Origin of the sequence: uncultured Aureimonas sp., from assembly GCF_913775355.1 — a bacterium.
In the GTDB taxonomy this organism is placed as follows: Bacteria; Pseudomonadota; Alphaproteobacteria; order Rhizobiales; family Rhizobiaceae; genus Aureimonas.
On the sequence record NZ_CAJYIU010000133.1, the window covers coordinates 1 to 11465 of the forward strand.

Genomic DNA, 11465 nt, shown 5'->3' on the forward strand with positions numbered 1-11465 from the left:
GCACCGCCGGTCGGTCGTCATGCAGTCAGCGGATCAGTCATCCCGCCGATGGCACGGACAGCAGCAGTTATCGTTGGCGGTATGCGGGCGATAGAAAACAGGACCCGGATTACATGCGACGGCGCCCGGCACAGCCGCTACCACCGCCCCTGCCGCACCATCGCGGGGATAGATGTCGGGACGCAGCAGATGACGCGAGACACCGGTACGCGCCTCGATCGCCAGCACCCGGGCGGCGGGGGCCTGCTTGTGCTTGTGGATCCAGCGAAACACCGAAGGCTGGCTGACGTCGCATACGGCGGCGATCTTGTTCTGGCCGCCGGCGATGCGAACCGCCTCCAGCAGCGCTTCGTGCGGGGTGAGGTGACCGGAGTCGGGAGGTAGCGTCTGCATAGGTGCACTATTAGCCACAGGAATACATCGGTCAATAGCCGCTATGCAGTAGCGCGCCATAACTGGAGTGATAGATGGACGGGATGACGCTCGCAACTCGCCTGAAGGCACGCATGGACGAAGTCGGCATGTCGCAGGCCGAACTGGCGCGGCGGCTTGGCCTTGCCCAACCCACCATCGCCAAGCTCGTGTCGGGCGCTTCGCAGCGGACCTCCCACCTCCACCGTATCGCCCGCGAGCTCAGCACCACGCCGGCCTATCTAATCGGCGAAACCGAGGACCCGTCCGAGGGTGCCGTGCCACTGCCGACGCTCGAGACCGTGCTGGAACAGTTCGGGCAGGTGTTCGTGCCGCTGCTCGATCTGAGCGAGCTCGTCGGCGGTCCCAGCACCACAGCCACGCCGCGGTTCGAGCCGTTTCGGCGCGAGCGGATCGAGCCGATGATTCGCGGTCGCTTCGACCAGGTCTTCGCCTTCGAGATGCAGGGCGATGCCATGGAGCCGACGCTGCGCCACGGCACTCTGTGTCTCGTCGACCGGGCGCAGGACCGGATCGTGATGCAGGACGAGATCTACGTCGTCGCCGTCCAGAGCATGATCGCGGTCAAGCGGGTCCGTGCCAAACCCGATGGCAGCTTCGTGCTAATGGCGGATAACCGGGCCATCCCGGATGACCACGCCGAGACGGAAAATCTGCGTGTTATCGGGCGCCTCGTTTGGCGGGCCGATAGGCTGTGATTTTCAGGGCTGAGCCGCCAAATTTTTAATATCGGACCAGCACGTGTGCGTGCCGGTATTGGGTCTATAGGCGTGGAGACCCACAACTGGTCGGCCAAGCCGCGGTGCAAATTTCCAAAGAGCCGCCGCTCGTTCAGCAGGCTGGCCGGTGCAGGCGATGTTCAAGAAAGTGGACGCCGAGCAATATAGGCCGGAGAAACTCGGTCCGTCAGGAGGGACGCAGGCGCACGCTGGCGGATATGATCTAGGCAGGCCTCGACAGCCTCCACCTCGTTCGCGGTCGATAGACGCTGAACGTCAGCTTTACCCTTGTACCTAGCGAGTAAGGGCAAGTTATCCAGTCGGTTCATGGTACAGACGAACTGCGGATGAACGTTACCGAGCTGTCCCAACCCCTCGGCGGCCTCCAAGGCGCGTGCCTGGCGCGTTCCCGCTGACCTACCCGGCAGTCGACGATGAGGCGTAAGCAGCCGTGACCGATACGCTGTGGGAGATCATGGCGCTTGGCGAATTGAAGATCGCAAGGGCCGAGAAGATGATGAAACCTTTCCGCTGGGCACGACGCGCATCGGGGCTCGGGCGTGACGCCGGCAAGTCCTGGCGGAACTCTGACCGGCCGATTCGCCATTTTTATGGCCGACTATGGCGCTCAGACGAGCTTGCGCGCGATCTTCGCGCGCGCGCGCATGAAGCGCTCGGGCGCCTTGTCGGCGCTCCCGGCGACCAGTTCCAGATAGTGGCGTCCCGCTCGCGTCCGCGCAGCCGCCTCGGCCAATCGCTTGAACACCGGCCCATCGTCGGTCAGGCGGACGAAGACGGCAGGATCGAGGCGTCGCTCCACGAACGTCGACGCCGCAGCCTCCCGCAGCCGTCCGCACCTGTCCCATTCAAGCCAGGGGAACGTCCATGGCAACCGCCGCTCGACGCTGCGCCACGCCCCCGCCGACGGCGGATCGCCGCCGGCGATCGCCCGGTGTAGACGGTCGAACGACGTGCGGAGCAACTCGGCAGACGATCTCGAGACCGTTCCGAGAGCGCGCGCCATCAGGAAGGCGGCGAGGTCCACGTCCTCGGGGTCGTCCCGCCACCGGAAAGAGCGCAGGGCGGACAGCCAAGGGTCCTCGCCGTAATCGTTTGGCACGGCGTCGGGATCCAGACGGTTGGCGAGACCAAGCAGCACCGCGCGTCCCAGCAGCCCGCTCGAGAGCACGCCGCCGAGCGAGCGCGGGTCGGTAGCCACGGCATTGAGCCAGCGGACCAAGGCGGCGCCACTTACGTCGGAAAGGGCTGCGACGGTCGCTAGGGTCTCCGCCGCCCCGAAGTGCCGCACCACCTCAACCGCTAGGTCCACGCGGCCGGCGGCGACGACCGCCTCCAACACGGCTGGTGCCTCGGCGGCCCGCACCACGTCGAGCGCTCCCGACGGCATGACCTTACGGGCGGTCCACAGTTCCGGCATCGCGAGCATGTCGGGCCGCAGCGGCATGAGCGTGTCGATCGTCGCTGGATCCGACAGCGCCGCGTCCATCAACTCGCGCGCCGGCAGTCGGGAGACGAGATCGGAGGCGAAAGGCGAAAGGACATCGCCCCGCCCGATCGTCTCGATCAGCGCGCGCGGCGAGCGGAGCCAGAGAGCGCGGACGATCCTCGAACCGGTAGCCGCGTCGATCGCGAGGCGATCGCTGCTCAATCCCTCGCGGACGAACGCGAAGGTGCGATCGTCGAGGCGATCCACGGACGCGAGGGCCCGATCCAACAGAAGGTCACGCGCGGCCTGCGCCTGACCGGGGCCTAGGGCGTCGAGCGCGTCGAGCGCCTCCCCGAACGACGCGCCCATTTTGACGGTGTCATCGACGGCGGCATGCAGCCGGCAGAGCGCGACCATGGCCGACCTGCCCTTCGGCACGTCGCCTCCCACGCGCCTCAGGAAGGCTCTGAGCGGCCCAGGCCGACGCAAGTCCAGCAGGGCGTCTGCCAGCACCGGGTCCACGGGCTCACGGCGGATGGACGCGGCACCGATGAGGGATCCTCTTTCCTGCCCGGCGTCCCCCGGCGCGATCTGCACGTCAAAGGGGGCCCCCTCCGACGATCGGTCGGCCCCGGTGGAGGTGCAGAACCGAAACGAGCGCCGGAGGCGTGGCCATTGCTGCAGCCAGACGGCCAGCAGAAGCTCCTCGTCGGAGGCAGGATCCTCCGACCGCATCTCGACCCGGCAGGTGGGTTGTAGATAGAGCGCGTTCAGCAGCGCTCCCGCATCCTCGCGTCCCGTCGACGCCGGGGTTTCCGCGACGGTCAGCCCGAGCGGAAGGCGACGATCGTATCCGCTAAACGACGCGCCGGGACGGCGAAAAAGCTCCAGAAGGCGACCTGCGCCGGAGAGGGTCGCGAGATCGGCGAAACCGATCAGGAGCGAGTGAGTCCACACGCAGCCGGGCCTCGACATCTCCGGCGCGGCCCAAGTCCTCGCGAGTACGTAGGTCGAGGTCCGGGGGAGCGGGTAGCCCGTCAGGTATCCGTGCCGCGGGTCGGGGGAACGACCGCCGGAGGCGTCGCTAAGCAGCAGCATGGCGCGCGCCGCTGCATCGGGCAGTTGAACGGAACCCGTCAGAAGACGATGACCTCCGGAGTAGCCGTGCAGCGTCTGCTCGACGCTCACCAACCCACCCGTCACCCGATCAGCCATTCGATGGTCTCGGTGAGATCGTGAGACTCGAGGTCGCCGGTCACCAAGCGTATCCTCTCCGAGGGAAGGTCAACGTCGCGCAGGGCCTCCGCCTCGGCGCACGGTGGCGAGCCCTCGCGCGAGGAATCGTAATCACCGCCCTGGGCGCTGACGCCGTACGCGCGCCACGTCCAAGGGTCACGGCCGGCGGTCAGGTACTGGTGGAGCAGCGGCAGCTTGGTCCGAACGAAGGCGTCGGGGTCCTTGCGTTCGCCCTCCGCCTTGTCCCAAGCGCTGACCATCACGGCAAGCCGTCGCGGTCCACGTGCGAGCGGCGCGCGCTGGACGCTCTGGAGCAGCTCGACCAGCTGCACCTGGGTGGGAGCGAAGGACGGACGCCAAGGCACGGGCTCGCCGGGCACGTACGGGATCCCCATGAGGCGGCAGAGCTCCGCATCGTCGTGAATCCACCGGGGGGCCTCTATGCGGTCACCGTTAACGAGGAGGGCGACGCCGCCCGCCGCCAGGGCGTCGGCGAGCTCGAAGCCGACCTCCCTGTTTTCCCACATGCGCTGGTAATCCTCGCCCGGCACGTCGGGGAACGTCACCCGAACGCCGCTCCCGTCCTCCGATACCAGATCCATGGCGACCATGCGCATGCCGGCGATCTGCGTCCTATCTTGCTCGAGCGCCTGCCGCCATCGTGCAGCGATGTCGTTCAGGTGCCGATAGTTGCCATGCCGGAGATCGCCGAAGCGCAGCCTCGTGGGCACCTCCCCGGCGCGGACGAGGTGCCACAGCGCGGCAAGATAGGTGGTCTTCCCCGAGCCCGGCAGGCCAATGACCGATATTGATCGCGGAACGGGCTCAGTCATGCTCCACCTCCCGCAGGCGATCAAAGTCGCGCTTCGGCCACGACGGCACGGGCGCGGTGGCGGCGGAGACGCTGACGGGCCGCAGCCAGTAGGCGAGCAGATCCGCGAGCCCTTCGCCGCGGACCGCCTCGGCCGTCTTCGGCGAAGCGGCGGTCCTCAGGCCGGCGATCTCGACGAAGTCCCCTCCGAAGTTGCCTTCGAGGACCGACAGGAGCCGATCAAAGTCCGAGTGAGCCGAGTCGGCGCGCGGTGAGGCCTTGACCGCATCGTCCTTCGTGAGGACGACCGCCAAGCGCTGTCTGCCGGTCAGCGCGCCGCCGTCCAGCAGCCCCTGCACGATGCCCTCGATCTCGGCGCGCACGTTGTGTCGCTCCTTTGAATCCACGAGGCGCGCTCCGTCGACGAGCAGCGTGACCACGTCCGCCCGCCGAACCTCGAACAGCGGCGCGGCGTCGACGACGTCGGACGCTACGGCGACGTACTCCTCCCCGGCCCGGTCGGCCAGCAGCAGGCCGATGATCGCGCCTCCTCCCGTCGGCCTCAGATCGAGATGGTAGTAGCGCGCATCGCCCCTTGGGGTGCGGAAGATTGTCGCCTCTGTGCGCCGCGATGCCGAGCGCGAGTCGTGGCACGCGACCTCGAAGGAGTGCAGCGTCGAGGAACCCGCGAAGCTCATTCCGGCCAGGGGACCGCGCTGGAAGGCGTCGTATACCGCAGCCACGAGGCTCGTTTTGCCGGCATCGTAGGTGGCGACCACCGCGACCACCCTCGACGCTCGAGCGGCGAGTACCAGCGATGCATCCGGCCCGGCGAGCACCAGCGACGGCGCCAGCTCGTAGTGGCGGATGGGCTCATCCGCCGCCTCCTGCTCTAGCTCGCGGAGAGTCGGCCGCCGACCGTAGTTGGGACAGGCGTCTAGCGACAAACCCTCGATGCACCGCCCGTCCTCGGCGACCGCGCAATCCGGATTGGAGCAAAGGATCGAGTCGTCGCTCATCCGTTCAGGCCTTGAGGATCAGCTGGAGACGTTCCCGGTAGAACAGCTCCGCGAGCCGCACGGGCGTCAGCGCGTGATCCTCGGGCACCTCGCAGACAGCGGACCAGTTCCGAATCCAGTCCTCTCCGGATCCGGTTTCGTTCCGGCGCCGGAACGCCTCATGGATCGGGTGCGTGACCGGCGACACCACGAGCCCGTCGACAAGTGATGACGCCCAACCGTCGGCCATCGCGTTGACGGCCTCGACGATCCTAATCTTGCCCTTGCGCCCGAGCCCGCCCCGCGTGAGCAGAGCCGGTATCGCCATGGGACCCGGCCTGCTCCGCGTGCGGACGGCGAGGTCCCTGCCGAGCGCGAACGGTCGAACGAGCGACTTGAGCCCCTCAATCGTCTCGCCCGAAGACAGATGACCGCCGGTGAGCCACCACAGCATCTGGAGCTCCTCGTCGGTGCGGTCGAGCGCGCGACCGTTCTCTTCGAGCGCCTCGTTGATGGCCTTGACCGTTGCAGCAACGGCCTTGTTCATCGCCTCCTGCAAACCCTCGACCATGGCGGAAGGCTCCAGCGTCTCAAGCTCCTCCTCGCTCGGGTTCCAGGTGGCCGGGACCGCCCTGACCGGCTGCGGCCTGGTCCTCTCGCGAGAGGACTGCGCCTTGGACCGCACCGCCCTCTCGGCCATGCCGAACAGATCCATAGGAAGTCCCGGACACCTCGCTCCGTCGAGGTGCGCGGTCGTGAGGGCCAGCGCAGCCAGGTCGGACGGCAGCAGACGCGCGACCAACGCGGATGCCGCGAGGACCTGAACCTCGCGATCCGCCCCCGCGGGATCGAAGGTCGGATCACCCGCCGAGATCCTCTCGAGCAGCCGAGCCGCCACCACGGAGTCCGGGCGCTGCCTGCCGCCGATAGCCATCCGGATCAACGCCTCGACCTCGTCGACCTTGGGGTTCGCGATGGCCTTCGCCACCCCCTGCCAACGTGCCGGTGCCCTTCCCTCCTCTCCGGCCTCAAGGGATGCGTACCAAGTTGGGAACTCCGCGGGCATCTTCGTCATGGAACGCTCCTGTTAGCGATCTCTGTCGATCAGTTCGGCTAGCACGTCCAGCTGGTTCCGCTCCCCGGCCCTGAGGAAAGCCATGCCGTACCTCTCGGGTTCGTCGATGGCCAGTTCGGCCTCGCCGATCAGCCCCAGCGAGAGCATCACCTCGCGCCGTCGGTGCCCCGGCATCGCCCAGAACCGATGGATGATGTCGCGTCGGGCCTCGTCGCCCATGGATGCCTCCACGTCGTCGATGGGAGCGGGCTGCTCACCCGCCGGAACGGCTTCGATCGACCCATGCGGGATCGTGGCCGCACGCCCCGCGGCGGGCGTCGCGCCGGTCAAGGCGGTTCGGACCCGGCCCGGGAACCGCACCGTGCCGACGTGATGGTCCGCGCCCTCCTCCGTCAAGACGGGTACGAAGCCTTCCGGGGCGCGCTGGTAGCGGAACTGATGCGTCTCATAGCGCAGCTTTCGCTCCGGCCCCGCCCCTTCAACGTCGATGCGGAGGAGATTGTATCCAGGTTCCCAGCCCGGCTCCTTCCTGGACGGGTTCACCGCGCCCGCCATTACGCGGAGGTAGCCCGGCGTCGGCACGATACGCTGGCGGTGCTTGTGCCCGAACAGCTGGAACCTGGCACGAGCGTTCATGTCGTCATCGACTGCGTCGCCGTCCGCCAGCCAGTCCACCGGATGGTGGCAAAGAGCGAGGTGGACGCGGTCCTCAACCGGATCGAAGGCGGTCTGTAGCGGACTGAGGTAGAGATCGCGCTCGACGTCGTCCTCTCCGTCCCTGCCGGAAAGCAGCGTCGATGTCAGCCCATTAATGCGCAGCATCACGCCGCCGCCCATCTCCACGTCCTGATGCCAGAACAACCTGCTCGGATAGATCTGGCAGTTCAGTGGCGCGGCGAAGTTGTTGTAGGCGACGTGCGCGGCGAAAAGATCGCGGCCGCTACCGGCATCTGCGAGCTGCCGGCGGAGAGCTCGCTCGCGATCCGCGAGTGGGGTTCGGGAGAGCCGATGCTGCGCGTTCTGCAAGCCCACGTGGCGCCCGGCGATCGCGCGATCGACATCGTGGTTGCCGGGCACCACGAACAACCTGTTGGTCGGGGAGCATCCGCAGATGCCGGCGAGTTCGGTCAGCCACCTCGTTGCAGCCGCATACTCGTCGGGGTGCCCGGAGAACGCCACGTCGCCGCCGACGAGGATCGCGTCCACCGGCCCCATCTCATCTACTCGGTCGCGCAGATGGTTGGCGACCCGCGTGCGAACGACATGGTCCTGATCGGTCGCCTCGTCGAGACAGTCCGGCCATCGAAAGTGGATGTCGGAGACGTGCAGCAGCAGCATGGATGATTCATCTCCGTCCCGTCGATCGACCAGCGGTAACGATAGCGTCGCCGGTGGCCGAACGCCATAACGGTCTCGGAAGGAGCGACTAAGCGGCCGAATCAGGCGCGCTTGCGATCAGCGACCCGGCTTCTCGGATCGGCCGGCGCTAGGCGACACGCTGGCGCGATAGGCGCCCTCTGCCTCGGTAACGACGGCGCCCCACTCCCTCGTCTCGTCGAGCAGCGTAGCATACACCCCATCCGAAAGACGTCGCAGGATCGCGAAGCCGGCGGCCCAATCCTCCGTCGTCTCGACAGTGCTCCGCCATTCGCTCCAATCGACGACAAACACGTTCAGCAACCGCTCGAGCGTGTACTGCGCGGTCACGGTACGGATATGGCCCTTGGTCCCTCCGAACAGCTCGTTTCCCGCAAGGCTTGCGGCCGCTGCAGCGAGGAGCACGTAGCCGAGCCGCGACACGCCAGCCCAGTTCGGAACGGCCGTTTCCAGCAGGGGACAAGCGAGGCCCGCGGTGCCAAAGAGGAAGGCGGACCAGCGGAACAGTGAGGCCGTCCGTCTGCGAGCCGTCCGCGTCCGGTAGTAGTACGTGACCTCCGCCTGAAACAGCGTGGCCATGGCCGCAGCGAGCCGATCGAGGGACGATGCCCTCCCCTCCACCGTCCACGCGAGAGTGCGCAACTCCCCGAAAAACTCCGCGAGCCTAGCGGGATCCTCGACCGGGCGGCGTCGCCGCGCGTACGCCGCCGCCGCGATCACGCCGACGAAGACAAGAAGCGCGAGACCCGCCACCCACCCATGCCACGGCTGCAAGCTGTCACCCAGCGCGCTACCGCCGTTCGAAGCCACCTGGCCGCTCGCGCTCACCTTCATCATGCGAATTTTCCCGATCGATGCGCCGTTCGCCTTGTCCGTGCATCCTAGCCCGGAAGGGAGCCGAGGCCATAACGCATCTAGCCCTGGACGGCGACGATGATGGCACCGCCTGCGAACGTTTCGGTCATGTGTCTCGTGGCGCACGCCGCTAAGGGGTTGAGGTCGATGCCGAGGGCTCCCGATTCACCACTGCGAGATACCCGTGGCAAGCGTGCGTTTGTCGGCGACGGTCCTTCTGGCTAGAAGCTTGGGCAGGTTCGAGATCGCCTACCGCCTCCTGAACGGTCGGCAGCTTACCGCCGTGGGCTACCCGATAGCAGACAGGCTGCTTTCAACCAGTCAAGGCCGCAACACTTTGCAGGAACCATGATGCCGACTGTCCGATCGGTACGTGTCGCTCAGGTGAACATTGCCTCAAACGCGGCCCGATCCACCACATCGCCGTTCCCGTCGTGGAGGTAGCGCCACATCGGCCGCCACATGTCAGGGTCGCGGCGAACGGGAGCCAGAAACTTTGGCAGCGACGCGATGACGATCGCGTCCGCCTCTTCGGACGTCTCTTCAAGACTTGCCGCGTACCACAACCGCTGTGCTGCCCCCTCGTCGGCCTGGAGCGCCGGCGTGACCGCATTAAGGGCCTCGACGAGCTTCGCGATCGCGTTGCGGACCTCGTTCGGCGCGTCGGCCGCGCCGATCAGCTCCAGCGCCGAGAAGTTCGGGATGCCGGCCTCGGCCGTCGTCACCATCTGCGTGTTCAGGCCGCGCACTCGCGCCGACACGCCCTCTACGTTCGCGAAGGCGAGCCATGCCCCGTCGTAACCGGCGGTCAGGTTATCGACGTGGCTGAAGCCCGCCTCCTCGATGGCGACCTGGTCCAGCTTCAGCTCCGATCCCCGTCCCTTCATCCATCCACTCAGGATGTCGCGGCACAGCTGGTCGGTTGTGGGGTTCGATACGGGCGACGCGATGCGGACGGGATCGCCGGCGACGAGGCGTTCGAGCGAGGCGACGTGCATCAGCACCCCGCCGTCGGTCGCGAAGAAGCAGCCATAGGATGTCAGGCGCAGATCACGCTGCTCGACCAGGTGCAGCGGTTCGTTGACGACCAGGTCGACTTCGCCGCGGCCGAGCGCCTCAAACCCGTCATAGTGATCGTCCGGCACGACGAGCTCGACCTCGAGACCTTCGTCACGCAGCCGTTCGCGGGCTGCGATCAACGGAAGGTGGTCGGGGTTGAGGAACCATTCGAGCGCGATACGGAGCTTTTGCATAGCGCGGGTGTCGCAACCCGGCCGGCCCTCGTCAACGCGCGATCGCAGGCGCCGGGGCGATTGGAGCCGTGTCCGCGTTGCGACCCCGAATTACACGCTTTTCCCCCCGCCTCGCCCGCGCGCTTTTCGTGGCGCTTTCGACGCATGCAGCGGTCCTAGCCAAACCGGCGGGAAAGCAAGGCGGAATGCCGCCATTCTTGGCCGCACCCGCGACGCAGATCGACGCAGCTGGACGGGGTGCCGGCGGCGGGCCGTGGGAACGTGTCCGGTAGCGCCAAACCCGGCGCGCGATCGCCAGCGGAAATCGATCAGCGAGCGCCCGAAAGCGTCCATATCGTGCGCATTTTCGGAGGCGGTTTAGTAGGCAGGGGGGAGGCGGGAAACTTCTTATCTCTCGAACAGTCGTGCAATTTCAATGGCTTGGGACGTTACAAAGACGCTTATCCCATCGTTACTGATAATAGACTAAGTTTCGAATATTTTGGTTTAAAAATATCGTTTCTTTACAGTTGGATAAGTGTTTTCGCCGGGGGCATGTAGGAAGCGATAACGCCGAGCATGTTACATCGAAAATGGCCGATTTCCGCCGTTTTCCGGGGAGCAAAACCGGAGGATAAAGGAGATAAGACTTTTCCCGACCCCCCTCCCAAACCGTGTTTCCGGCGGGGAGGCTCGTCCTTGGCCGGCGGTGGTAGCGCACAGCAGAAGGGCCGGAGCGCGCATTCGCGTCCCGGCCCTTGCCTGTACTCCGTTCGCCCGTCGGGGCAAAGCTCAGTCGGTGTCGGTGAACACCCAACAGTGGATGCCGCCGCCGGTCAGACGACTGTTGACCGTCTTCGCCGCGATGTAGCGCGGGTCGCTGGCGCGCAGCGCGCGGCCGAGCTGTGAGTCGATCTTCAGGTTGATGCCCGCTCGCTTAAAATCCTCGGCCAGCGCGGTGCGGTTGATGGCCAGCAGGCCGCCGGTCCGACTGTGATTGAAGACGACACCGCGCCGCTTCAGTTCGGCAATGCCCGCCCAGAAAGGTGCAACCGCATCAGAGGGATGCGGGGCGTCGAAGCCCAGATCGTTCATTGCCGGCGGTGCCATGCCGATGTCGCGGCAGAGATCGCTGATCATCGCGTGGATGACGCGACGTTCGGTACGGTTACGAGTGTGCTGCAGCTTTGCGGTCAGCCGCAGGACCTGGTTCTGGATCGCGATGCGCGACTGGATCGGCATTGCGGACGGTAGCTGGCCCGCGCCGTGGAAGTGATCGAACA

General features: G+C 66.5%; 10 protein-coding genes. 1 reads left to right on the forward strand and 9 read right to left on the reverse strand.

The window, feature by feature from the left end; all coding sequences use genetic code 11:
* Positions 1-33: 33 nt before the first annotated feature.
* A complete protein-coding gene (locus QZ753_RS09040) occupies positions 34-393 on the reverse strand; it encodes a YdaS family helix-turn-helix protein (protein ID WP_294642960.1) in 360 nt (119 codons plus the stop codon).
* Positions 394-467: 74 nt separating this feature from the next.
* Here QZ753_RS09040 and QZ753_RS09045 point away from each other — a divergent pair, with 74 nt between their 5' ends.
* Positions 468-1130, forward strand: a complete 663-nt coding sequence (locus QZ753_RS09045; protein WP_294642962.1) for a S24 family peptidase — start codon at positions 468-470, stop codon at positions 1128-1130.
* Between the two features lie 649 nt (positions 1131-1779).
* Here QZ753_RS09045 and QZ753_RS09050 read toward each other — a convergent pair.
* The 8 genes from QZ753_RS09050 to QZ753_RS09085 all read right to left on the reverse strand — a co-directional run.
* Entirely contained in the window at positions 1780-3813 is a 2034-nt protein-coding gene (locus tag QZ753_RS09050) for a hypothetical protein (protein ID WP_294642963.1), read from the reverse strand.
* Positions 3798-4667: a hypothetical protein gene (locus QZ753_RS09055; protein WP_294642964.1), complete on the reverse strand. Its 870-nt coding sequence runs from the start codon at positions 4665-4667 to the stop codon at positions 3798-3800. Before QZ753_RS09055 ends, QZ753_RS09050 begins: the two co-directional genes overlap by 16 nt.
* On the reverse strand, positions 4660-5664 hold the full coding sequence (locus QZ753_RS09060; RefSeq protein ID WP_294642966.1) for a hypothetical protein: 1005 nt from the start codon (positions 5662-5664) through the stop codon (positions 4660-4662). The genes QZ753_RS09055 and QZ753_RS09060 overlap by 8 nt, the downstream gene beginning before the upstream one ends.
* Before the next feature lie 4 nt (positions 5665-5668).
* Entirely contained in the window at positions 5669-6718 is a 1050-nt protein-coding gene (locus QZ753_RS09065; protein ID WP_294642968.1) for a GTPase-associated system all-helical protein GASH, read from the reverse strand.
* Between the two features lie 12 nt (positions 6719-6730).
* Entirely contained in the window at positions 6731-8056 is a 1326-nt protein-coding gene (locus QZ753_RS09070) for a metallophosphoesterase (protein ID WP_294642970.1), read from the reverse strand.
* 117 nt (positions 8057-8173) lie between these two features.
* The gene (locus QZ753_RS09075) at positions 8174-8932 is read right to left on the reverse strand and encodes an SLATT domain-containing protein (protein ID WP_294642972.1); all 759 of its coding nucleotides are present in this window, start codon (positions 8930-8932) and stop codon (positions 8174-8176) included.
* A gap of 398 nt (positions 8933-9330) precedes the next feature.
* Positions 9331-10203, reverse strand: coding sequence for an ABC transporter substrate-binding protein (locus tag QZ753_RS09080; RefSeq protein WP_294642974.1), 873 nt, complete (start codon positions 10201-10203; stop codon positions 9331-9333).
* 771 nt (positions 10204-10974) lie between these two features.
* Positions 10975-11465 (reverse strand): hypothetical protein (locus QZ753_RS09085; RefSeq protein WP_294642977.1); only part of this gene is annotated, 491 nt, incomplete at its 5' end.